The organism is Microbacterium lacusdiani (genome assembly GCF_054779895.1).
This window is the reverse complement of the sequence record NZ_BAAGXJ010000003.1, coordinates 22,903-46,027: the sequence shown is the minus strand read 5'-3', so window position 1 is coordinate 46,027 and position 23,125 is coordinate 22,903. Positions and strand designations below refer to the sequence as shown.

At 72.2% G+C, this 23,125-nt stretch carries 21 protein-coding genes and 5 tRNA genes; 14 read left to right on the top strand and 12 right to left on the bottom strand.

Annotation, left to right across the window (positions count from 1 at the left end; all coding sequences use genetic code 11):
• Positions 1-22 precede the first annotated feature (22 nt).
• The 5 genes from ACYVGN_RS02300 to ACYVGN_RS02280 all read right to left on the bottom strand — a co-directional run bounded on the left by ACYVGN_RS02300 (position 23) and on the right by ACYVGN_RS02280 (position 857).
• Positions 23-400 carry an ankyrin repeat domain-containing protein gene (locus ACYVGN_RS02300; RefSeq protein WP_460788503.1) on the bottom strand — a complete coding sequence of 126 codons (378 nt, stop codon included), beginning with the start codon at positions 398-400 and terminating at the stop codon, positions 23-25.
• A 64-nt stretch (positions 401-464) separates the two neighbouring features.
• Positions 465-540: transfer RNA gene (locus ACYVGN_RS02295), tRNA-Gly, on the bottom strand.
• A gap of 25 nt (positions 541-565) precedes the next feature.
• Positions 566-637 (bottom strand) — tRNA-Val (locus ACYVGN_RS02290).
• Positions 638-665: 28 nt separating this feature from the next.
• Positions 666-736 (bottom strand) — tRNA-Cys (locus ACYVGN_RS02285).
• Positions 737-784: 48 nt separating this feature from the next.
• Positions 785-857 (bottom strand) — tRNA-Gly (locus ACYVGN_RS02280).
• A gap of 163 nt (positions 858-1,020) precedes the next feature.
• Here ACYVGN_RS02280 and ACYVGN_RS02275 point away from each other — a divergent pair.
• Entirely contained in the window at positions 1,021-1,209 is a 189-nt protein-coding gene (locus tag ACYVGN_RS02275; protein WP_055988375.1) for a hypothetical protein, read from the top strand.
• Positions 1,210-1,259: 50 nt separating this feature from the next.
• Here ACYVGN_RS02275 and ACYVGN_RS02270 read toward each other — a convergent pair.
• The 4 genes from ACYVGN_RS02270 to zapE all read right to left on the bottom strand — a co-directional run bounded on the left by ACYVGN_RS02270 (position 1,260) and on the right by zapE (position 4,611).
• Positions 1,260-1,332 (bottom strand) — tRNA-Val (locus tag ACYVGN_RS02270).
• A 102-nt stretch (positions 1,333-1,434) separates the two neighbouring features.
• Positions 1,435-2,019, bottom strand: coding sequence for a type II toxin-antitoxin system PemK/MazF family toxin (locus ACYVGN_RS02265; protein WP_460788501.1), 585 nt, complete (start codon positions 2,017-2,019; stop codon positions 1,435-1,437).
• Between the two features lie 133 nt (positions 2,020-2,152).
• Positions 2,153-3,412, bottom strand: coding sequence for an ammonium transporter (locus ACYVGN_RS02260; RefSeq protein WP_460788499.1), 1,260 nt, complete (start codon positions 3,410-3,412; stop codon positions 2,153-2,155).
• 179 nt (positions 3,413-3,591) lie between these two features.
• Entirely contained in the window at positions 3,592-4,611 is a 1,020-nt protein-coding gene (zapE, locus tag ACYVGN_RS02255) for a cell division protein ZapE (RefSeq protein WP_460788497.1), read from the bottom strand.
• Between the two features lie 162 nt (positions 4,612-4,773).
• Here zapE and ACYVGN_RS02250 point away from each other — a divergent pair, with 162 nt between their 5' ends.
• Both ACYVGN_RS02250 and ACYVGN_RS02245 read left to right on the top strand, forming a co-directional pair.
• On the top strand, positions 4,774-5,673 hold the full coding sequence (locus tag ACYVGN_RS02250) for a sulfurtransferase (protein ID WP_460788495.1): 900 nt from the start codon (positions 4,774-4,776) through the stop codon (positions 5,671-5,673).
• Positions 5,674-5,706: 33 nt separating this feature from the next.
• Positions 5,707-6,150, top strand: a complete 444-nt coding sequence (locus tag ACYVGN_RS02245; protein WP_460788494.1) for a SufE family protein — start codon at positions 5,707-5,709, stop codon at positions 6,148-6,150.
• A 21-nt stretch (positions 6,151-6,171) separates the two neighbouring features.
• Here the strand turns inward: ACYVGN_RS02245 and ACYVGN_RS02240 are convergent, their stop codons facing one another.
• Positions 6,172-7,359, bottom strand: a complete 1,188-nt coding sequence (locus tag ACYVGN_RS02240; protein ID WP_460788492.1) for an alpha/beta hydrolase family protein — start codon at positions 7,357-7,359, stop codon at positions 6,172-6,174.
• Positions 7,360-7,384: 25 nt separating this feature from the next.
• On the opposite strand from ACYVGN_RS02240, the gene ACYVGN_RS02235 reads away from it, so the two are divergent.
• The 11 genes from ACYVGN_RS02235 to fdxA all read left to right on the top strand — a co-directional run bounded on the left by ACYVGN_RS02235 (position 7,385) and on the right by fdxA (position 19,976).
• A complete protein-coding gene (locus ACYVGN_RS02235) occupies positions 7,385-7,966 on the top strand; it encodes a DUF3000 domain-containing protein (RefSeq protein WP_055988387.1) in 582 nt (193 codons plus the stop codon).
• Positions 7,959-9,161 carry an HRDC domain-containing protein gene (locus ACYVGN_RS02230; protein WP_055988390.1) on the top strand — a complete coding sequence of 401 codons (1,203 nt, stop codon included), beginning with the start codon at positions 7,959-7,961 and terminating at the stop codon, positions 9,159-9,161. Before ACYVGN_RS02235 ends, ACYVGN_RS02230 begins: the two co-directional genes overlap by 8 nt.
• 75 nt (positions 9,162-9,236) lie before the next feature.
• Positions 9,237-10,448, top strand: coding sequence for a thiolase family protein (locus ACYVGN_RS02225; RefSeq protein ID WP_460788489.1), 1,212 nt, complete (start codon positions 9,237-9,239; stop codon positions 10,446-10,448).
• A gap of 8 nt (positions 10,449-10,456) precedes the next feature.
• Positions 10,457-12,598 (top strand): 3-hydroxyacyl-CoA dehydrogenase NAD-binding domain-containing protein, encoded by a 2,142-nt coding sequence (locus ACYVGN_RS02220; protein ID WP_460789205.1) that lies wholly within the window; start codon positions 10,457-10,459, stop codon positions 12,596-12,598.
• 200 nt (positions 12,599-12,798) lie between these two features.
• Positions 12,799-14,526: a nitrite/sulfite reductase gene (locus tag ACYVGN_RS02215; protein ID WP_460788487.1), complete on the top strand. Its 1,728-nt coding sequence runs from the start codon at positions 12,799-12,801 to the stop codon at positions 14,524-14,526.
• A complete protein-coding gene (locus ACYVGN_RS02210; protein WP_460788485.1) occupies positions 14,523-15,266 on the top strand; it encodes a phosphoadenylyl-sulfate reductase in 744 nt (247 codons plus the stop codon). Before ACYVGN_RS02215 ends, ACYVGN_RS02210 begins: the two co-directional genes overlap by 4 nt.
• On the top strand, positions 15,263-16,198 hold the full coding sequence (gene cysD / locus ACYVGN_RS02205) for a sulfate adenylyltransferase subunit CysD (protein ID WP_134745029.1): 936 nt from the start codon (positions 15,263-15,265) through the stop codon (positions 16,196-16,198). The genes ACYVGN_RS02210 and cysD overlap by 4 nt, the downstream gene beginning before the upstream one ends.
• Entirely contained in the window at positions 16,198-17,514 is a 1,317-nt protein-coding gene (locus ACYVGN_RS02200) for a sulfate adenylyltransferase subunit 1 (RefSeq protein ID WP_055988401.1), read from the top strand. Before cysD ends, ACYVGN_RS02200 begins: the two co-directional genes overlap by 1 nt.
• Positions 17,507-18,301, top strand: a complete 795-nt coding sequence (gene cobA / locus ACYVGN_RS02195) for a uroporphyrinogen-III C-methyltransferase (protein ID WP_460788483.1) — start codon at positions 17,507-17,509, stop codon at positions 18,299-18,301. The genes ACYVGN_RS02200 and cobA overlap by 8 nt, the downstream gene beginning before the upstream one ends.
• On the top strand, positions 18,298-19,650 hold the full coding sequence (locus ACYVGN_RS02190) for an FAD-dependent oxidoreductase (protein ID WP_460788481.1): 1,353 nt from the start codon (positions 18,298-18,300) through the stop codon (positions 19,648-19,650). Before cobA ends, ACYVGN_RS02190 begins: the two co-directional genes overlap by 4 nt.
• A complete protein-coding gene (fdxA, locus tag ACYVGN_RS02185; RefSeq protein ID WP_230667474.1) occupies positions 19,647-19,976 on the top strand; it encodes a ferredoxin in 330 nt (109 codons plus the stop codon). The genes ACYVGN_RS02190 and fdxA overlap by 4 nt, the downstream gene beginning before the upstream one ends.
• Before the next feature lie 78 nt (positions 19,977-20,054).
• Here the strand turns inward: fdxA and ACYVGN_RS02180 are convergent, their stop codons facing one another.
• Positions 20,055-20,990 (bottom strand): sulfite exporter TauE/SafE family protein, encoded by a 936-nt coding sequence (locus ACYVGN_RS02180; RefSeq protein ID WP_460788479.1) that lies wholly within the window; start codon positions 20,988-20,990, stop codon positions 20,055-20,057.
• A gap of 106 nt (positions 20,991-21,096) precedes the next feature.
• On the bottom strand, positions 21,097-23,052 hold the full coding sequence (dxs, locus tag ACYVGN_RS02175) for a 1-deoxy-D-xylulose-5-phosphate synthase (protein WP_460788478.1): 1,956 nt from the start codon (positions 23,050-23,052) through the stop codon (positions 21,097-21,099).
• Positions 23,053-23,125 lie beyond the last annotated feature (73 nt).

Below are 23,125 nucleotides of genomic sequence, written 5' to 3'. Positions count from 1 at the left end.
GCGCTCCCCCGCCGACGCGGCCTCAGACCTCGGGCAGGGTGCGCCCGAACATCTGGCCGGTGGCGCGGGCGGACGGGTTGCCGGCATCCGGATCGGCGCCAGCCTTCAGGAGCGTGCGGATGACGTCGTCGTGCTGCTTGAACACGGCGCCGGCGAGCGGGGTCTGCCCCCGGCCGCTCACGCGGTCCACGTCGGCACCGCGCTCCGCGAGCGCCGCGACCAGCTCGGCGTGCCCGTGGTACGCGGCGAGCATGAGGAGCGTCGATCCCTGCGCGTCCGCCAGATCGACCGGCACCCCGGAGTCGATCCGGTCGAGCAGCGGCGCGGACTGACCCGTGCGCGCCATGTCGAACAGGCGGTCTGCGAACTCGGCGACGTCGGCCGGCATCTCATCCGTCATGCCCTCAGTCAACCATCCCCGGACGCGGAGAAGCCCGGGGCCTGAGGGCCGCCGGGCTTCGGTGTGGAGCGGATGACGAGACTCGAACTCGCGACCCTCACCTTGGCAAGGTGATGCGCTACCAACTGCGCTACATCCGCATGAGCGGGATACGGGATCCGCTCGTGCGCGATACTGGGATCGAACCAGTGACCTCTTCCGTGTCAGGGAAGCGCGCTACCGCTGCGCCAATCGCGCTCATCAAGAGCTGTATTCAATTATGACGAGGTGGCGACGGGATTCGAACCCGTGTAAACGGCTTTGCAGGCCGGTGCCTCGCCTCTCGGCCACGCCACCGCGGGGGATCGAAACCCGCATGCCGGGGTCGTGAGACCCCTGCACTCGAGCGGATGACGAGACTCGAACTCGCGACCCTCACCTTGGCAAGGTGATGCGCTACCAACTGCGCTACATCCGCATCGCACCCGATTGCGCCGGGCACTTGTTACACATTAGCCGACGACGGCGGCAGAGCCAAACCAGCACCGGTGTCCGGGCGTGTCCGGCGGCTGCCCGCCGACGGCCGGGGCGCCGTGTCAAGCCGCTCCCCCGCGGCGGCGGCCACGCCTAGCCTCGAGCCCATGGGAACCACGGATGACATGACCCCGGAAGAGAAGCGCCACGACCAGCTGACCTCCGCCCCGGGCGCGACCGAGGACGACGCGCGGCCCCGCATCGAGGTCTCCGAGCACGACGGCGTGAAGCGCATCGACATCGCCGACGACGCCCCGGTGCGACCCGGCGACCCCACGGAGGATCCCGAGGCCTGACCGTCGCCGGAGACGGCGAGAGCCCCCGGCGTGCCGGGGGCTCTCTGCGGTGGGCGATACCAGACTCGAACTGATGACCTCTTCCGTGTGAAGGAAGCGCGCTACCAACTGCGCCAATCGCCCGTGCTGTTCAGTTCCTCGGCCTTGCGCGCCGAGAAGTCATACTACCCGATCCTGCCTGCGCGTCCGAACCGCGCCCGCACCGGGCGTGGCGCGCGCCGCGCGTCAGCTCCCCGCGCCCCATCCGTAGCGCCGCTGCAGCGCGGCCGCGACGCGCGTGAAGCGGTCGAGATCGAGAGCCGCCGCCTCGCGCCGCATGCCGTCCGCGTGCACGCTGTACAGCTGGTCGAGATCGACCCAGGACTCCCGGCCGGCTGGATCCCACGGTCCGGAGCCGAGGGGCAGGAACTCGCGGTCCCCGTCCTTGGACTTGCTGGTGAGCTTGACCGCGTAGTGGCGATCGGCGCCGTGGCGGGCGATCAGCAGGACCGGGCGGTCCTTGCCCCGGCCGTCGTTCTCGGCGTACGGCACCCAGGTCCACACCACCTCGCCGGCGTCGGCCTCGCCGTCGTGCTGGGGCGCGTAGGAGAGCCGCAGCCGGGGGACGTCCTCCGGTCGCAGCTCCACGGTCTGGATGCCGCTCGGGGCCGCTTCCGCACGCGCGTCGCCGAGGCCGCCCGACTGCCCGCGCGATCCGGGCCGCGGGCCGCGGAGGCCGTCGTCGCGCCCCCGCCTGGGCCGGCGGGTCGCCGTCTCCAGCGCGCCGAGCGCCAGCTTCGCGAGCGTGCCGAGGAAGCTCTGTCGTGCCATGGCCCGAGCCTATCGGCCGGGTCGGCCGCCGATCCTCGCGTGGCGCCGCAACACACGGAGGGCGCCGCGGCCGAAGCCGCGACGCCCTCCGCTCGGTGGGGTGGGGCCGGTGCTGGGGACACCGGTGGTGGGGTCAGTCCGCGAGCGTGTAGCCCGTCTCGCCGTGCACGACCGCGTCGATGCCGGCCAGCTCGTCCTCGTTCTTGACGCGGAAGCCGATCGTCTTCTCGACCGCGAAGCCGATCGCGTAGGCCAGCACGAACGAGTACACGAGCACCGCGACCGCCGCGATGAACTGCACGAGGAGCTGCGTGCCGTCGCCGCCCATGAACAGGCCGGTGCCGTTGGCGAAGAAGCCGAGGTACAGCGTTCCGATCAGACCGCCGACGAGGTGGATGCCCACGACGTCGAGCGAGTCGTCGTAGCCGAGCTTCCACTTCAGCTCGATCGCATAGGCGCAGGCGACACCGGCGATGAAGCCGAGCAGCAGCGACCAGATCGGGTGCAGCGAGGCGCACGCCGGGGTGATGGCGACGAGGCCCGCGACCGCACCGGAGGCGGCGCCGACCGAAGTGGCCTTGCCGTCCTTGACCTTCTCGACGATCAGCCAGCCGAGCATAGCCGCGGCCGGGGCGCCGATCGTGTTGATGAAGGCGAGCGCCGCGACGCCGTCGGCCGCGAGCTCCGAGCCGGCGTTGAAGCCGAACCATCCGAACCACAGCAGGGCGGCGCCGAGCAGCACGAACGGCGGGTTGTGCGGGACGTGGACGCCCTTCTGGAAGCCGACGCGCTTGCCGAGGACCAGCGCGAGCGCGAGCGCCGCGGCACCGGCGTTGATGTGGACCGCGGTACCACCGGCGAAGTCGATCGCGCCGACGCCGAAGGCCTCCTGCAGGCCGTAGGTGATCCAGCCGCCGTAGGCGAAGCTGCCGTCGTCGGCGAGGCCGAAGTTGAACACCCAGCTGGCGACCGGGAAGTAGACGATGGTGGCCCAGAGGCCGGCGAAGACCATCCAGCCGCCGAACTTCGCGCGGTCGGCGATGGCGCCCGAGACGAGCGCGACGGTCAGGATGGCGAAGGTGGCCTGGAAGCAGACGAAGGCCATGGGCGGGTAGGCGGCGTCCTCGGGGGTCTCGAGGAGGCTGTTCAGGCCGAACGCGCTGGCGTCGATCGACCACGGGGCCAGGAGGCCCTCGGCGCCGGGGAACGCGATCGCGTAGCCGTAGAGCACCCACAGCACGCCGATGAGGCCGAGCGCGCCGAAGCTCAGCATCATCATGCTGATGACGCTCTTCGCCTTGACGAGGCCGCCGTAGAAGAACGCCAGTCCGGGGGTCATGAGCAGCACGAGGGCTGCTGCGATGAGCATGAATGCGGTGTTGCCTTGATCCATGATCGGGCGGGTACCTCTCTGGAAGGGGACGCGCAGGGAGAAGCGTCGGGTCCCCGCAGTCTTGCGCCCGCCCGTTTCACAGAGGTCTCGAAGGATGTTTCCCGGGTGTTACGCACCCCGCCCGGATGTAAACATCGCGTTTCGCGGGCCTCACGATGGCCCCGCGACCGGTCGTGGGCTCAGGCGTTCGTCGACGCCACCAGGCGCGAGATCGCCCGCAGGTACTTCTTGCGGTACCCGCCGGCGAGCATGTCGTCGCCGAAGACCTGGTCGAGCGACAGCCCGGTCGCGCGGATCGGCAGCTCGGCGTCGTACACGCGGTCGACGAACGCCACGAAGCGCAGCGCCTCGGACTGATCCGTGAGCTGGCGGACGTCCCGCAGCCCGATGGCGTCGACCCCGTCGATCAGGCGGATGTACCGCGAAGGGTGCACGCGCGCGAGATGGGAGATGAGGGCGTCGAACCCGTCGTCGCTGGCCGTGCCGAAGGCTGCCAGCGCCGCCTCGTACGCCGCCCCGTCCAGGACGGGCGCGTGCCCGGACAGCGAACGCTGGCGGAAGTCCACGCCGTCGATGCGGATGGTCTGGAAGCTGTCGGCCATCGCGTGGATCTCGCGCAGGAAGTCCTGAGCGGCGAAGCGCCCCTCCCCGAGCGCGTTCGGCGGAGTGTTGCTCGTGGCCGCGAGGCGCGTGCCGCCCTTCACGAGCTCGCCGAGCAGCCGCGTCATGACCATGGTGTCGCCAGGGTCGTCCAGCTCGAACTCGTCGATGCACAGCAGCGCGGAGCCCTGCAGGAGGTCCACGGTCTGCCGGTACCCGAGGGCCCCCACGAGGGCGGTGTACTCGATGAACGAGCCGAAGTACTTCCGGCGCGCGGGCACCGCGTGGTAGATCGACGCGAGCAGGTGCGTCTTGCCGACGCCGAACCCGCCGTCGAGGTACACGCCCGGCTTCATCTCGGGCGTCTTCGGCCGGCGCGAGAACAGCCCACCCCGCTTGGCGGGCGGGGCGCCCACCGCGAAGGTCGTGAGCAGCTCCTTCGCCTCCTGCTGGGACGGATACGACGGATCCGCGCGGTACGTGTCGAAAGTCGCGTCGTCGAACTGCGGCGGCGGCACGAGGCTCGCCAGCATCTCCTCGCCGCTGAGCTGCGGCTGACGCTCGGTGAGGTGAACGATGCCGGTCGCGGTGGAGGTCATGGATTTCCGATCGTTACGCGCGCTGCCGGGGCCCCGATGCGCGCCCGCGCGGGGGCGCCTACCCTCGGAACAGGGACGTGCACAGCCTAATCGCGCGCCGCCCGCCGGCCCATCCGGCCTCCCGCCACCCGGCATCGCACCACCGACATCCCAGGAGCACACGTGAGCGTCGAGTTCGATCCCTCCCCCGCCTTCGCCGACTACGCCGAGCCCGGTCGACTGGTGTCGACCGCGTGGGTCGAGGAGCACCTGGGCGCGCAGGGCCTGGTGGTCGTCGAGTCGGACGAGGACGTGCTGCTGTACGAGACCGGGCACATCCCCGGCGCGGTGAAGATCGACTGGCACACCGAGCTGAACGACCCCGTCGTGCGCGACTACGTCGACGGCGAGGGCTTCGCGCGGCTGCTGAGCGCCAAGGGCATCTCCCGCGACGACACGGTCGTGATCTACGGAGACAAGAGCAACTGGTGGGCCGCGTACGCCCTGTGGGTCTTCTCGCTGTTCGGGCACGAGGACGTGCGGCTGATGGACGGCGGGCGCGACCGCTGGATCGCCGAGGGCCGTCCCCTGACGACCGAGCCGGCCGCGCGCCCCGCGACCGAGTACCCGGTGGTCGAGCGCGACGACTCCGTGCTGCGCGCGTACAAGGAGGACGTCCTGGTCCACCTCGGGAGCCCGCTGATCGACGTCCGCTCCCCCGAGGAGTACACGGGCGAGCGCACCACGGCCCCCGCCTACCCCGAGGAGGGCGCTCTGCGCGCCGGCCACATCCCGACGGCCCGCAACGTGCCGTGGGCCCGCGCGGTCGGCGAGGACGGCGGCTTCAAGCCCCGCGCCGAGCTGGAGGCGCTCTACCGCGACGAGGTCGGACTGCGCGACGGCGATGACATCGTCGCCTACTGCCGCATCGGCGAGCGGTCGAGCCACACGTGGTTCGTGCTGAAGCACCTGCTCGGGTTCGAGAACGTCCGCAACTACGACGGATCGTGGACCGAGTGGGGCTCGGCCGTGCGCGTGCCGATCGTCACGGGCGCCGAGCCCGGCGAGGCGCCCGCGCGCTGACCGGCCGGTCCGCGGCGGTGGGAGGATGAGGGGATGAGCTCCGAGTCCCTTCCCGCGCCGCTCGCCGACATCCGCGACGAGTTCCTCGAGCTGGACGAGCCCGAGCGCCTGCAGCTGCTGCTGGAGTTCTCGCGGGAGCTGCCCGACGTTCCCGAGGAGTACCGCGACCACCCCGAGCTCACGGAGCGGGTGGCGGAGTGCCAGTCGCCCGTGTACATCGTGGTGGAGGTCGCGCAGGACGACACCGTGACCATGCACGCCCTGGCACCCGCCGAGGCGCCCACGACCCGCGGCTTCGCGAGCATCCTGGCGCAGGGCATCAGCGGGCTCACGGCCCAGGAGGTGCTCGCCGTGCCGGGTGACTATCCACAGTCCCTCGGGCTCACGCGGGCGGTCTCGCCGCTGCGCATCGCGGGCATGACCGGGATGCTGATGCGAGCCAAGCGGCAGGTCCAGGCACGCCTCGACGCGCGCTGAGCGCGTCGATCCGGCCGGCGCTCAGCGGGTGGTGCCGAGCCCGCGCGCGGCGAGCCAGTCGCGGATCGCGGTGGTCCAGCGTCGCTCGTCGTAGTTCCAGAGCTTCGTGTGCCGCGCGACCTCGAACGTCTCCATCGTGACAAGGTCGGGGCGCGCCGCAGCGAGCGCGTGCGAGGCGTCGGACGGCACGTAGCCGTCGTCGTCGCTGTGCATGAGCAGGATCGGCACGTCCAGCTCGCCCGCGCGCGCGACCATGTCGAGCTCGTCGAACGGGATCCCGCGCCCGGCACGGACGACGCGGGCCGTGAGCGGCGTGGACAGCGTGCCGATGGCGGCGGTCGCGGCGAACGGCGGCACGCCCAGCTCCCGGGCGTGGTGGCGGAGCACCAGACGCCAGTCCACGACCGGCGACTCGAGGATGAGCCCCTCGAGCACGTCGCGGTGCGCGGAGTTGACCGAGGTCTGCAGCGCGATCGCGCCGCCCATCGACCACCCCATGAGCACGATGCGCCGTGCGCCGTGTTCGCGCGCCCAGCCGATCGCGGCGTCCACGTCGCGCCACTCCCGCGCCCCGAGTCCGTACTTGCCCGTGCGGCTCGGCGGCGCCTCGCCGTCGTTGCGGTACGAGACGACGAGCGACGAGATCCCCGCCGCGTGGAGGACCGGCACGGCGCGCAGGCCCTCGGCACGCGTGGTGCCTCGGCCGTGGACGATCACGGCCCACACGTCGCCGCGTCCGGCGGAGAACAGCCACGCCGGCGCGTGGCCGACGGGGGTGTCGACCCACTCCTCGGTGTACGGAAGGTGCAGCTGCTCCGGCGCGTCGAAGTACCAGCCGCTGAACGACGCGTACGGGCCGACCTTGGTCCCGGCCGCGATGTGGCTGAGCAGCTTGCGCGTCACACCGCGATCGTCGAGCGCGAGGACCGCCCCCAGCTTCACGTAGCCCGCGCCGTTCGTGAACACCCCGTACCGCCCCGGCAGCACCGTGTCGGGAGTGTGCGAGAGCGTGATGGTCTGGGCCGCGCGGTCGATGCCCACGATCTCGACGTCGGCGACGCGGGGAGCCGGGGTCACGACCTTGCGCGCCACGTCGGCGATCCGCACGCTCAGCGCCGTCGCAACGCCGGTGAACAGCACTCCGAGGCCCACCATCGAGACGAGCGCCGATGCGGCGGCTGGGGAAGCGGCGCGCCTGAGGTGCTTCATGACCCTCCCACTCTAATCTGACGTCGTGAGTGGAGAAGGAGGCGCCCCGGCGGCGTTCGCCGCGGCCGAGGAGCAGCTGCGCGCGTCGACGTTCCGCAGCGACTTCGTGGTGCGCGAGATCCCGTCGCCGCAGGGCGTCGCGCCGTTCAGCCTCGCGCTCGCGGGCGACGTCCGGCCGACCGCCGAGGGCGAGTCGCCGTACGGCACCGGCCGCTTCATCCTGCTGCACGACCCGGCCGAACCCGACGCCTGGGGTGGCGCCTGGCGAATCGTGGCGTTCGCGCAGGCTCCGCTGGAGCCCGAGATCGGCACCGATCCCCTGCTCGCCGACGTCGCCTGGTCGTGGCTGGTCGACGCGCTGGACTCCCGTCACGCGCAGTACCACTCCGCCTCGGGCACGGCCACCAAGATCCTGTCCAAGGGCTTCGGCTCGCTGGCCGACGAGGGCGATGGCGCCCAGATCGAGCTGCGCGCGTCGTGGACGCCCGACGGCCCGTTCGGCGCGCACGTGGAGGCGTGGGCCGAGCTGGTCTGCATGCTGGCGGGTCTCCCGCCCGGGTCGGAGGGCATCGCGGTCCTCGGAGAGCGGAGGAACCTGCATGGCTGAGGCCGCGCACTACGACGTCATCGACACCCCGGAGGAGCTCGCGGCCGCGAGCCGGGCGCTGTCAGCCGGCGAGGGTCCCGTCGCCGTGGACGTGGAGCGCGCCTCGGGCTTCCGCTACTCGCAGCGGGCCTACCTCGTGCAGGTGTTCCGTCGCGGCGCCGGCGTCTTCCTGTTCGACCCGCCGGCGCTCGACGACCTGGCCCCGCTCCAGGAGGCGATCGGCGGCGAGGAGTGGGTGCTCCACGCGGCCAGCCAGGATCTGCCCTCCCTGCGCGAGCTCGACCTGGTTCCGGCCCGGATCTTCGACACCGAGCTGGCGGCGCGCCTCCTCGGCTGGGAGCGCGTGGGCCTCGCGGCGGTCGTGGAGGCCACGCTCGGGATCTCGCTCAAGAAGGAGCACTCGGCGGCCGACTGGTCGACGCGCCCCCTCCCCCAGGCGTGGCTCGAGTACGCGGCGCTCGACGTGGAGCACCTCGTCGACGTCCGCGACGCGCTCGTGGCGGCGCTCGCGGAGGCCCGCAAGACCGAGTTCGCGGCCCAGGAGTTCGACGCCACGCTGCACCGCGAGCCCAAGCCGCCGCGCGCCGAGCCGTGGCGCCGCCTCAGCGGCCTGCACACCGTGCGCGGGCGGCGCAATCTCGCGATCGCGCGCCAGCTCTGGCTCGCCCGCGAGGAGTACGCGCAGCAGCAGGACGTCTCCCCCGGCCGCCTGGTTCCGGACCGCGCGCTGGTCGCCGCGGTGATGGCCGCGCCCGGCTCCAAGAGCGAGCTGGCCGCGCTCAAGGCGTTCAACGGCCGCGCGAGCCGGACGCAGCTCGACCGCTGGTGGAACGCGATCGTCGCCGGGCGCGAGAGCGGAGACCTCCCGGTCGAGCGCGTGCCGAGCGACACGCTGCCGCCGCCGCGGGCGTGGGCCGACCGCAATCCCGAGGCGGACGCGCGCCTCAAGCAGGCGCGTCCCGCGGTCGAGGAGCGCGCCGCCGCGCTGTCGATGCCCACCGAGAACCTGCTCACGCCGGATACGCTCCGCCGCGTGGCGTGGGAGCCGCCCGCGCCCGCCGATGCCGCCGCGATCGCCGGGGCGCTGCGCGCGCTCGGCGCCCGCGAGTGGCAGATCGAGCAGACCGCGGAGCTGATCGCGGAGGCGTTTGTGCGGGCCGTTCAATCCCCCGACGACGCCGTCGAAGCGCGTTAGTCGATCCTGGCCAACCGGTTCCAGGCGCACCGGGCCGCTCCCTAGGCTGAACAGCAATCAACACTGGGAGGCAGAGTGGCCGAGCTCTCTGATGTCTATTTCGTCGACGGCACGCGGACCCCGTTCGGGCGCGCCGGCGAGAAGGGCATGTACTGGAACACGCGTGCGGATGACCTCGTCGTCAAGGCGATGAAGGGTCTCATCGAGCGCAATGCGGAGATCCCGAAGGACCGGATCGACGACGTCGCGATCGCCGCGACCTCGCAGACGGGCGACCAGGGCCTGACGCTGGGGCGCACCGCCGCGATCCTCGCGGGGCTTCCGCAGACCGTGCCCGGCCTGGCGGTCGAGCGCATGTGCGCGGGCGCCATGACGAGCGTGACGACCATGGCCGCGTCGATCGGCGTCGGCATGTACGACGTCGCCATCGCGGGCGGCGTCGAGCACATGGGGCGCCACCCCATCGGCTCGAACTCCGACCCGAACCCCCGCTTCGTGGCGGAGCGCATCGTCGACAGCGGCGCGCTCAACATGGGTGTCACCGCCGAGCGCATCCACGACCGGTTCCCGCACCTGACCAAGGAGCGGGCGGACCGCTACGGCATGCTCAGCCAGCACAAGCTGCAGGCTGCCTACGAGGCCGGGAAGATCCAGCCCGACCTGGTGCCGGTCGCCGTGATCGGCCCCGACGGACAGTGGGGCCTGGCGACCGAGGACGAGGGCCGCCGCCCAGAGACGACGATGGAGGGGCTCGCGACGCTCGCGACGCCGTTCCGCCCGCACGGGCGCGTCACGGCCGGTACGTCGTCGCCGCTCACGGACGGCGCGACCGTGAGCCTGCTGGCGAGCGGCGCGGCCGTGAAGGAGTTCGGCCTCGCCCCGAAGATGAAGCTGGTGTCGTTCGCGTTCGCGGGCGTCGAGCCCGAGATCATGGGCATCGGCCCGATCCCCTCGACCGAGAAGGCGCTCGCCAAGGCCGGCCTCACGATCGACGACATCGGCCTGTTCGAGCTCAACGAGGCCTTCGCCATCCAGGTGCTCTCGCTCCTGGACCACTTCGACATCGCCGACGACGATCCGCGGGTCAACCCGTGGGGCGGCGCGATCGCGGTCGGCCACCCGCTCGCGGCCTCCGGCGTGCGCCTCATGATCCAGCTCGCCGCGCAGTTCGCGGAGCACCCCGAGGTGCGCTACGGGCTGACGGCCATGTGCGTCGGTCTGGGTCAGGGCGGCACCGTCATCTGGGAGAACCCCCACTACACCGGCAAGAAGAAGAAGCAGAAGTGAGCCCTGCAGTGACCGACTACACCACCATCGACTTCTCCCCCCTCCAGCAGCTCACTGCCGACGAGGTCGTCACCCATTCGCTGGTGAGCGACGTGAAGCTCCCGAGCGGCCGCACCATCGCGCTCATCACCCTGCACAACGGGAAGGACCACACGCGCCCGAACACGCTGGGCCCCGCGACCCTCCTCGAGCTCGGCGAACGGCTCGACGAGCTCAAGGAGCGCGCGGCCGCGGGTGAGATCGACGCGGTGGCCGTGACCGGCAAGCCGTACATCTTCGCCGCGGGCGCCGACCTCTCCGGGGTCGGCGACCTCCCCTCGAAGGACGTCGCGCGGCTGATCGCCCAGCTCGGGCACCACGTCCTCGGCCGGCTGTCGAAGCTGGGCGTGCCGTCGTTCTCGTTCGTGAACGGCCTCGCGCTCGGCGGCGCGGTCGAGATCGCCCTGAACTCGACGTACCGCACGGTCGACTCGTCGGCGGCGGCGATCGCGCTGCCCGAGGTCTTCCTCGGCCTGGTGCCCGGATGGGGCGGCGTCACGCTGCTGCCGAACCTGATCGGCATCGAGAACGCGCTCGAGGTGATCATCTCCAACCCGCTCAAGCAGAACCGGACCCTCAAGCCCCAGCAGGCCTATGAGCTGGGGATGTTCGACGCGGTCTTCGGGCCCGCCGCGTACCTGGAGGACTCGCTGCGCTGGGCCGACGGCGTGCTCTCGGGTGAGATCGAGGTCGAGCGGAAGAACGCTCCGGGCAGGATCGAGCGGCTCACCAAGTGGCCGATCGCGATCAAGGTCGCCCGCGGCATGCTCGAGAGCCGGATCGGGACGGTGCCGCGCGCGCCGTACCTGGCGCTCGAGCTCATGGACAAGGCGCGCTCCGGCTCGATCGAGGAGGGCTTCGAGCGCGAGGACGAGGCTCTCGCCGAGCTGATCTCGGGCGACCAGTTCGTGGCGTCGATGTACGCGTTCGATCTCGTGCAGAAGCGGGCGAAGCGCCCGGTCGGCGCACCCGACAAGGAGCTGGCGCGCAAGGTCACCAAGGTCGGCGTGATCGGCGCCGGCCTCATGGCCGGCCAGTTCGCCCTGCTCTTCGCTCGGCGCCTGCAGGTGCCCGTGCTCATCACGGACATCGACCAGGCTCGGGTCGACAAGGGCCTCGCGTACATCCGCGACGAGATCGCCGCGCTCGAGGCCAAGGGGCGCATCGACGCCGACACCGGGAACCGGCTGCGCGCGCTCGTGCGCGGCACGATCGACAAGGCCGAGTACGCCGACTGCGACTTCGTGATCGAGGCGGTGTTCGAGGAGACCGGCGTCAAGCAGCAGGTGTTCCGCGAGATCGAGGCGATCGTCTCCCCCGAGGCGATCCTGGCGACCAACACGTCGTCGCTGTCGGTCGAGGAGATCGGCTCGGTCCTCGCGAACCCCGAGCGGCTCGTGGGCTTCCACTTCTTCAACCCGGTCGCGGTCATGCCCCTGATCGAGATCGTGAAGACGCCGCAGTCCAGCGACGTGGCGCTGTCCACCGCGTTCGTGGTGGCGAAGAACCTCCGCAAGAACGCCGTCCTCACGGCCGACGCACCCGGCTTCGTGGTCAACCGGCTGCTGGCGAAGGTCATGGGCGAGGCCGCGCGCGCGGTCGACGAGGGCACGCCGCTGCTCACGGTCGAGAAGGCGTTCGCGCCGCTCGGGCTTCCGATGACCCCGTTCCAGCTGATCGACCTGGTCGGCTGGAAGGTCGCGGCGCACGTCCAGGACACCATGGTGCGCCACTTCCCCGACCGGTTCTTCGCGTCCGAGAACCTCCATCGCCTCGCCGAGCTCGACCAGGTCGTGGAGAAGGACAGGAACGGCCGCGTGACGGGCTGGACCAAGCAGGCGCAGAAGACGCTCGTGACCGGGAAGAGCCCCGCCGCCGAGGCGGAGATCCTGCGACGCGTCGAGGACGGCCTCGCGAGCGAGATCCGGCTCATGCTCGACGAGGGCGTCGTCCCCGAGGTCGAGGACATCGACCTCTGCCTCATCCTGGGCGCCGGCTGGCCGTTCATCGACGGCGGCGCCTCGGCCTACCTGGACCGCTCGGGCGCCTCGGAGCGCGCGTTCGGGGGCACGTTCCACACGCCGCCCCTCCGCGGAGCGGCAAACCGCTGATGTCGCACGAGGCGCCGGATCCCACGGGTCCGGCGCCTCGTCATGATACGGACCCGCCGACCGCATGTCATGCGCGCCGCGACGCGACACGCGGCGCGTCGTAACATCGCGACTCGGTCCGTAACAGCGCGTCTCCTGCGCTCGCGCGCGGACACGTTCTTCCTAGGCTGTGGCGCGAACCCGACCAGGAGGAGCGTCCGATGACATCGAGCGACACCGAGGCGTCGCCCGTCCCCGTGCGCGGCGCGCGGATCCGGGCGCCGCGACCGTCCAGCAAGCCGAACGGGCAGTGGCGGATCGACGGCACCGCCCCGCTGAACGCCAACGAGGAGTTCAAACAGGCGGACGGCGGTCTCAACGTCCGCGAGCGCATCGAGCGCGTCTACGCGCGCGACGGGTTCGCGTCGATCGATCCGACCGATCTGCACGGCCGCTTCCGGTGGTGGGGGCTGTACACCCAGCGCAAGCCCGGGATCGACGGAGGCCGCACCGCCACGCTCGAGCCGCACGAGCTCGAGGACGAGTACTTCATGCTCCGGGTGCGGATCGACGGCGGTCAGCTCACGACCGAGCAGCTGCGGGTGATCGCCGACATCTCGAACGACTTCGCGCGCGGCACCGCGGACCTCACCGACCGTCAGAACGTGCAGCTGCACTGGGTGCGCGTCGAGGACGTGCCGGAGATCTGGCGGCGGCTCGAGGCCGTCGGGCTGCACACGACGGAGGCGTGCGGCGACGTGCCCCGTGTCGTCCTGGGCTCCCCCGTCGCCGGGATCGCCGCGGACGAGCTGATCGACCCCACGCCCGAGATCGAGGAGATCACGAGCCGCTACATCGGCGACCCCGAGCTGGCGAACCTGCCGCGCAAGTTCAAGAGCGCGATCACGGGGCACCCCAGCCAGGACGTCGTGCACGAGATCAACGACGTCGCGTTCGTCGCGGTGCGGCACCCGGAGCTCGGCGTCGGCTACGACGTCTGGGTCGGCGGCGGCCTGTCGGCGGTGCCGCGCCTCGCCGAGCGGCTGGGCGCGTGGGTCGCGCCCGAGCAGGTCGCCGACGTCTGGCACGGCGTCGCCCGCATCTTCCGCGACTACGGCTACCGGCGGCTGCGCAACAAGGCGCGCCTGAAGTTCCTCCTGGCGGACTGGGGGCCCGAGCGCTTCCGCGAGGTGCTCGAGACCGAGTACCTCGGGTACGCCCTCGCCGACGGTCCCGCCGCGCCGCGCCCCACCGCGCCCGGCGACCACGTCGGCATCCACCGGCAGAAGGACGGCCTCTTCTACGTGGGCGCCACCCCGATCGTCGGCCGCGTGTCGGGACCGGAGCTCGCGCAGCTGGCGGACCTCATCGAGGAGCACGGGTCGACCCGGCTGCGCACGACGCCGCATCAGAAGATCGTCGTGCTCGACGTGCCCGAGGACCGCGTCGAGTCGCTCGTCCGCGGACTCGACGCGATCGGACTGAGCGCGCGCCCGAGCCTCATCCGGCGCGGCACCATCGCGTGCACCGGGATCGAGTTCTGCAAGCTCGCGATCGTCGAGACCAAGGCGAACGCCCGGCGCGCCGTCCTGGACCTCGAGGAGCGCCTCGCCGGCGTCGAGCTCGACGCCCCGCTGAGCGTGCACGTGAACGGCTGTCCCAACTCGTGCGCGCGCATCCAGACCGCCGACATCGGCCTCAAGGGCCAGCTGATCACCGACGACGAGGGCAAGCAGGTGCCCGGCTACCAGGTGCACCTGGGCGGCGGCCTCGCCTCGTACGATCGCGAGGAGCCGGGCCTCGGGCGCACGGTGCGAGGCCTCAAGGTCGCCGCGGACGGCATCGCCGACTACGTCGAGCGCGTCGCGAAGCGCTACGCGCAGGAGCGCGACGCCGACGAGTCGTTCGCGCAGTGGGCGCACCGCGCCGACGAGGAGGCCCTGCGATGACCGTCTCCCTCGCCCCGCGCATCGCGCGCCGGCGCACGGCCGCCGAGCTCGAGGCGATCGCCGCCGCCGGCGCGGCCGAGCTCGGCAGCCTCACGGCCGCCGAAGCGACTCCCGAGCAGGTCGTCGACTGGGTCGCCCGCACGTTCGCGCCCGAGGCGGTCGCCGTCGCCTGCTCGATGGCGGACACCGCCCTGCCGCACCTCGTGGCCGAGCGCATCCCGGACGTCGACGTGCTGTTCCTCGACACCGGCTACCACTTCGTGGAGACGATCGCCACGCGCGACGAGGTCGCGCGGCGGCTGCCCGTGCGCGTCGTCGACGTGCTCCCCGAGCAGACCGTCGCCGAGCAGGACGCGGCGCACGGCAGGGATCTGTTCGCGCGCGATGCTGCGGCCTGCTGCGCCCTGCGCAAGGTCGCCCCGCTGAACGCGGCCCTCGCCGGCTACGAGATCTGGTTCACGGGCGTGCGCCGCGAAGAGGCGCCGACCCGCGCCCGCACGCCGCTCGTGACGTGGGACGCGAAGAACGGCCTGGTCAAGGTGAACCCGGTCGCGGCCTGGACCGCGGATGACCTGTCCGCGTACGCGACCGCGCACGACGTGCCCATGAACCTGCTGCTCGCCCACGGCTACCCGTCGATCGGGTGCCGCCCCTGCACGCGCCCGGTCGCGCCGGGCGAGGACCCCCGCGCCGGCCGCTGGTCGGGCCTCGACAAGACAGAATGCGGACTCCACGTATGACGCTCCAGCCCCTCACCCCCGCCGCGACGCTCGAGCGCACGCGCCTCAGCTCGCTCGACCTCCTCGAGTCCGAGGCGATCCACATCATCCGCGAGGTGGTCGCGGAGTTCGAGAACCCGGTGCTGCTGTTCTCCGGGGGCAAGGACTCGGTCGTCGTGCTGCACCTCGCCGCCAAGGCCTTCCTGCCCGGGCGCGTGCCGTTCCCCGTCCTCCACGTCGACACCGGGCACAACTTCCCCGAGGTGATCCGCTTCCGCGACGAGACCGTGGCACGGCTGGGCCTCACGCTCGAAGTCGCGCGCGTGCAGGACTGGATCGACGACGGCCGGCTCGCCGAGCGCCCCGACGGCACGCGCAACACGCTGCAGACCCTGCCGCTGCTCGACGCGATCGCCGCCGGCCGCCACGACGCGGTCTTCGGCGGCGCACGCCGCGACGAGGACAAGGCACGCGCCAAGGAGCGCATCATCTCGCTGCGCAACGAGTTCGGCCAGTGGGACCCGCGCAACCAGCGCCCCGAGCTCTGGAGCCTCTACAACGGCCGGCACGCCCCCGGCGAGCACGTCCGCGTGTTCCCGGTGTCGAACTGGACGGAGCTCGACATCTGGCGGTACATCGAGCGCGAGGGCATCGCGCTGCCTCCGCTGTACTTCGCGCACGAGCGCCGCGTGTTCCGCCGCGACGGCATGTGGATGGCCGAGGGCCCCGCGTCGCCGCCCCGCGCGGGCGAGCAGGTGGAGACCCGTCTCGTGCGCTACCGCACGGTCGGCGACATGAGCTGCACGGGCGCGGTGGAGTCCACGGCCGCCGGCGTCGCCGACATCGTCGCCGAGGTGGCGCTGTCCACGCTCACGGAGCGCGGCGCGACGCGCGCGGACGACCGCATCAGCGAGGCCGCCATGGAGGACCGCAAGAAGGACGGGTATTTCTGATGACCACTCTCGCCCCCGCGACGCTGTTCCGCTTCGCGACCGCCGGCTCCGTCGACGACGGCAAGTCGACCCTGGTCGGGCGCCTGCTGCACGACTCCAAGGCGATCCTGTCGGACCAGCTGGACCAGATCGCGCACGTCTCGCGCCGGCGCGGCTTCGCGCACGCCGACGGCATCGACTTCGCGCTGCTCACCGACGGCCTGAGGGCCGAGCGCGAGCAGGGCATCACGATCGACGTGGCGTACCGCTACTTCGCCACCGCGCAGCGCAGCTTCGTGCTCGCGGACTGCCCCGGCCATGTGCAGTACACGCGCAACATGGTCACGGGCGCCACGACCGCGGACGCGGTCGTCGTGCTGATCGACGGACGCAAGGGCGTGCTCGAGCAGACGCGCCGGCACCTCGCGGTCACCGCGCTGCTGCGCGTGCCGCACGTGATCGTGGCGGTCAACAAGATCGACCTGCTCGACTACGCCGAGGCCGCGTACCGCCCGGTCGAGGCGCAGGTGCGCGCCGTCGCGGGAGAGCTCGGCCTGTCCGACGTCCACGTCCTGCCGGTCTCGGCGCTCGAGGGCGACAACGTCGTGGATCGCTCGGGCCGCACGCCCTGGTACGACGGGCCCGCGCTCGTAGAGCTGCTCGAGACGCTGCCCTCCGCGGACGAGCTCGACCGCGACGAGGAGCCGCTGCGCCTCCCCGTCCAGATCGTGCTGCGCCCGCAGGGCGCCCTGTCGCCCGAGCTCGTCGCCGCGGATCCCGGAGCCGTCGACCGGCTGCGCGATTACCGTGCGGCCGCCGGTCGCATCGCGTCGGGCCGGATCCGGGTGGGCGACCGCGTCCAGGTGCTCCCCTCGGGGATCGCGACCACCGTCGCCGCCGTCGAGCTCGGCGGTGTCCCGCTCGCCGAGGCCGCCGCGCCGCAGTCGGTCGCCATCCGCCTCGCCGACGACGTCGACGTCGCCCGCGGCAGCACGATCGTGGCGGAGGGCACCGCGCCCGAGCCGTCCAAGGAGATCTCGGCGCAGCTGTTCCTGCTCGACGAGCGGCCGCTCGCCACGGGCGATCGGGTGCTCGTCAAGCACGGCACGAGCACCGTGCCCGGGATCGTCGCCGAGATCACCGAGCGCCGCGACCTCGACACGCTCGCCCACGTCCCCGCGGACCGGCTCCACGTCAACGAGATCGGGCGGGCGCGTATCCGCCTCGCCGAGGCGCTCCCCGTCGAGCCGTACCGCGTGTCGCGCGAGTCGGGCTCCTTCCTCGTGATCCGGCCGGCCGACGGCCACACGATCGCGGCCGGCACCGTCGATGGATGAGGCGCGCGAGGGTCGCGTCACCCTGGTCGGCGCCGGTCCGGGAGACGCGGGCCTCCTCACGCTGCGGGGCCTCGCGGCGCTGCAGTCCGCGGACGTGATCGTCGCCGACCGCCTCGGCGCGCGCGCCGTTCTCGATCAGCTGCGCGAGCAGGGCATCCGGATCGACGCCGAGGTGATCGACGTCGGCAAGACCCCGGGCCTGCATCCCGTGCCGCAGGAGAGGATCTCGCAGCTCCTGGTCGATCTCGCCCGCGACGGGCGCGACGTCGTGCGCCTGAAGGGCGGCGATCCGTTCGTGTTCGGCCGCGGCGGCGAGGAGCTGCTGCACTGCCGCGCCGCGGGTCTCGTGGTCGAGGTGGTGCCCGGCGTGACGAGCGCGGTGGCCGTGCCGGCCATCGCGAGCATCCCGCTGACGCACCGCGGCCTCGCCACCGCGTTCACCGTGGTCACCGGCCACGACCAGCTCACGCAGGTCGTCGGCGGCGGCCGCGACCACACGGTCGTCCTGCTGATGGGCGTCGGCACGCTCGCGCACTCGGCGCACGTCCTCGCATCCGGTGAGCGCGGCGCCGACTGCCCGGTCGCGATCGTCGAGGACGGCTACGGCCCCGGCCAGCGCGTCACGTTCGGCACCCTCGCGACCATCCCGTACCAGGCCGCCCTGCGCCAGGTGCGCAACCCCGCCGTGGTCGTGGTCGGCGACGTCGTGACCCTCAGCCCCTACTCCCCCGAGGACCTGTCCGCCGACGTGCGGCACCTCCTCCCCGATCGAAAGGTCCTGACATGAGCCTCGAGAACCTGCGCGTCGCGATCGTCGGCGCGGGCCCGGCCGGCATCTACGCCGGCAACCTGCTCGCCGACGCCGTCGAGGCGGCCGGCGGCAGCGTGACGATCGACCTCGTCGAGTCGCTGCCCGCGCCGTACGGACTCATCCGCTACGGCGTCGCGCCCGACCACCCCCGCATCAAGGGCATCGTCGACTCGCTGCACGAGATGCTCGACTCCGGACGGATCCGCTTCCTCGGCAACGTCGAGGTGGGCCGCGACGTGACGATCGACGACCTCAAGGCGCGCTACCACGCCGTCATCCTGGCGACCGGCGCGATCCGCGACGCGGCGCTCGACATCCCCGGCATCGACAAGCGCGGCTCGCACGGCGCGGCCGACTTCGTCGCCTGGTTCGACGGGCACCCCGATGTGCCGCGCACGTGGCCGCTGGACGCCCGGCAGGTCGCCGTGATCGGCAACGGCAACGTCGCGCTCGACGTCGCGCGCATGCTCGCCAAGCACGCGCGCCACCTCGTCACGACCGAGATCCCCGACAACGTCCTCGAGGGCCTCGAGGCGTCGGCCGTGACCGACGTGCACGTGTTCGGACGCCGCGGCCCCGCCGACATCAAGTTCACGCCGATCGAGCTGCGCGAGCTCGGCGAGGTGCCCGACGTCGACATCGTGCTGGACGACGCGGACTTCGAGGGCATCGACCCGGCCGCCGCGCCGACGAACCAGCTGAAGGTCATGCTGCGCACCCTGCAGTCCTGGCGCGGCAAGGAGCCCACGGGGGCGTCGCGCCGACTGCACCTGCACTTCTGGCACGCACCCGTCGAGGTCCTCGGCGACGAGCGGGTCGAGGGTGTGCGCTTCGAGCGCACGCGCAGCGTGGACGGCGCCGTCGTCGGCACGGGCGAGTTCGTGGACTATCCGCTGCAGGCCGTGTACCGCGCGGTCGGCTACTACGGCACCCGCGTGGAGGGCGCGCCGTTCGACGAGGCCCGCGGCGTGATCCCGAACGAGGCCGGCCGCGTGCTCGAGAGCCCGGGACTGTACGCGACGGGCTGGATCAAGCGCGGCCCCGTCGGCCTGATCGGCCACACCAAGTCGGACGCCATGGAGACCGTCGGCCACCTCGTCGCCGACGCGCGCGCCGGGCTCCTGCCGGCTCCCGCCGAGGGCGACCTGGTGGCGCTGCTCGAGGAGCGCGAGGTGGAGTTCACCACGTGGGACGGCTGGCGCGCGCTGGACGCGCACGAGCGGCACCTCGGCGAGACGCACCGGCATGCCCGTCAGCGCGTCAAGCTGGTCCCGCGCGAGGAGCAGGTCGAGATCGCGCGCGCCGGCGCGCTCGCCGTCTCATGACGTACGTCATCGCGCTCCCGTGTGTGGACGTCAAGGACCGCGCGTGCATCGACGAGTGCCCGGTCGACTGCATCTACGAGGGTGAGCGCAGCCTCTACATCCACCCGGACGAGTGCGTCGACTGCGGTGCGTGCGAGCCGGTGTGCCCGGTCGAGGCGATCTACTACGAGGACGACCTGCCGGACGAGTGGCAGGACTATTACAAGGCCAACGTGGAGTTCTTCGACGAGATCGGCTCGCCCGGCGGCGCCGCCAAGGTCGGCGTGATCCCCAAGGACCACCCCATCATCGCGGCCCTGCCCCCGCAGGGCGACGCACACGCCTGAACCAGCCGCCACAGACCGACGGAAGGGCGGGACCGGATCATCCGGTCCCGCCCTTCCGTGCGTGGTCGGCGCGGATGGTCAGTCCGCGACCAGCACCCGGTCGTCGAGGTCGTCGATCTCCTCCGCGACGGCCCCCGCCTCGGCGCGTGCCGCGGCGCGGGAGGCCAGGTGCGCGCGCACCGACCACGCCACCGCCGCAGCCCACAGCACGGCCGCGGCGGCGATCCACAGCGCGAACGCGCCGCCGTCGACCTCGAGCGAGATCAGTATCGTGCGCAGGTTGGTGAGGACGATCACGCCGCCCACGGCGGAGCCGAGGATGCGGGCAGGGAGATGCCGCACGAGCCAGGCCGCGATCGGCGCAGCCGCGACGCCGCCGAGCAGCAGCGCGAGGAACCACGTGAAGTCGATGCCGGCGCCGCCCAGGCCGATGAGGAAGCCGACCGACGCGGCCACCGCGACGAGAAACTCGCTGGCGTCGATCGTGCCGATCACCTTGCGGGGCTCCAGGCGCCCGCTCGACAGCAGCGCCGGCGTGCCGACGGGTCCCCACCCGCCGCCGCCCGACGCGTCGAGGAAGCCGCCGAACAGGCCCAACGGGGCGAGGAACGCCAGCGGAAGGCGGCGGTCCGTGCGGCGCTGCGGCAGGCCGCGCACCGTGAAGCGCACGAGGATGTACAGGCCCAGGCCCAGCAGCAGCGCGCTGGCGTACGGTGCCGCGACGTCGGCCGACAGCGCGGACAGGAACGTCGCGCCGGCGAAGGCGCCGATCGCCCCGGGGATGCCGATCTTGAGGACCACGCGCCACTCGACGTTGCCGAAGCGCCAGTGCGACAGGCCCGAGGCGAGCGTCGTGCCGATCTCGGCGAGGTGCACCGAGGCGCTGGCCGCCGCGGGGGCGACCCCCGCCGCGAGCAGGAGGCTCGTGGACGTCACGCCGTAGGCCATCCCGAGCGACCCGTCGACGAGCTGGGCGGCGAGTCCGACGAATGCGAGGACGAGTATGGTCTGCATGCGCCCGACACTATGGATTCGCGCGCGACCCCGCCGCTCTCGCTAAACCCGGGGTAACACTTCCCAACACGGCGTAACACTCGCGCCGTCGCGCGGGCCGATGTGCCTAGCGGCCGGGCGCGTGCAGGTCGAACTCGCCCGTGATCGCGGGCAGGCCGCGGCCCTCGTCGCGGCGGGCCATCGGCACGCGCGTGCCGAGCACCTGGGCGACGACGTCCTGCGCGATCTTGGCGGGCGTGAGGCCCGCGTCCTCCAGGATCTGCTCGCGCGTCGCGTGGTCAAGGAACTCGTCCGGGAGGCCCAGCTCGTCCACCGCGGTGTCGACGCCGGCCTCACGCAGCACCTGCCGGACGCGGGTGCCGATGCCGCCCACCCGGATGCCGTCCTCGAGCGTGATGACGAGCCGGTGGCGCGCGGCCAGCTCGACGATCGATCCGGGCACGGGGACGACCCAGCGCGGGTCGACGACCGTCGCCCCGATGCCCTGCGCGCGCAGCCGCTCCGCGACGTCCAGGCCCAGGCGCGCGAACGGGCCGATGCCCACGATCAGCACGTCCGAGGAGTCACCCCGGGCCAGCACGTCCACGCCGTCCGCCAGACGCTCGAGCGCGGGGATGTCCTCGGCCACCGCCCCCTTCGGGAACCGGATGACCGTGGGCGCGTCGCGCACGTCGACGGCCTCGCGGAGCTCCTCGCGCAGGCGGGCCTCGTCGCGCGGAGCCGCGATCCGGATGCGGGGCACGATGTGCAGCAGGGCGAGGTCCCACATGCCGTGGTGGCTCGGGCCGTCCGGGCCCGTCACGCCCGCGCGGTCGAGCACGAACGTCACGCCCGCGCGATGCAGGGCGACATCCATCAGCACCTGGTCGAATGCGCGGTTCACGAAGGTCGAGTACAGGGCGACGACCGGGTGCAGCCCGCCGTAGGCGAGACCCGCGGCGGACGCGACCGCGTGCTGCTCGGCGATGCCGACGTCGTACACGCGGTCGGGGAACCGCTCGGCGAACGGCGCGAGGCCCGTCGGCCGGAGCATGGCGGCCGTCATCGCGATGACGTCGGGACGCTGCTCGCCGATCGCGACCAGCTCCTCGGCGAACGCGTCGGTCCATCCCGCGATCGAGGAGCCGAGCGGCCCGCCCGTGACCGGGTCGATGCGCCCCACGGCGTGGAACTGGTCGGCCTCGTCGTCGAGCGCCGGCTGGTAGCCGCGGCCCTTCTCCGTGATGGCGTGCACGATCACCGGAGCGCCGTACGACTTCGCCAGCTCGAGCGTCTCGATCAGGGCGCCCAGGTCGTGCCCGTCCACCGGACCGAGGTACTTCACGTCCAGGTTCGAGTACAGCGACGTGTTGTTTGTGAAGCGCGACAGGAAGCCGTGCGTCCCTCCGCGGACGCCGCGGTACAGCGCGCGCCCGACCGCGCCGAAGCGGCCGGCGATGCGCGACGAGCGCAGCGACAGGTCGCGGTACGTCTCGGCGGTCCGCACCCGGTTGAGGTGGCGCGCCATGCCGCCGATCGTGGGCGCGTAGGAGCGGCCGTTGTCGTTCACGACGATCACCAGGTTGCGGTCGTTGTCGTCGCTGATGTTGTTGAGCGCCTCCCACGTCATGCCGCCCGTGAGGGCGCCGTCGCCCACCACCGCGACCACGTGGCGGTCGTTGCGGCCGGTGCGCTGGAACGCGCGGGAGATGCCGTCGGCCCAGCTCAGCGAGCTGGACGCGTGCGACGACTCGACCACGTCGTGGTCGCTCTCGGAGCGCTGCGGGTAGCCGGCGAGCCCGCCGCGCGCTCGCAGGGCCGAGAAGTCCTGTCGGCCCGTGAGGAGCTTGTGCACGTACGACTGGTGTCCCGTGTCGAAGATGATCGGGTCGTCCGGCGAGTCGAACACGCGGTGCAGCGCGATCGTCAGCTCCACCACGCCGAGATTCGGCCCCAGGTGGCCGCCCGTCCGCGCCACGTTCTCGACGAGGAACTCCCGGATCTCGGCGGCGAGGTCCGTCAGCTCCGCCTCGGTGAGGCCGTCCAGGTCGCGCGGGCCGCGGATCCGGTCGAGAAGACTCATGCTCCGAGCCTACGCCGGTCCCCGGGATTCCCGGGAACGCCGAACGGCCCCCGGGAGCTCCCGGGGGCCGTTC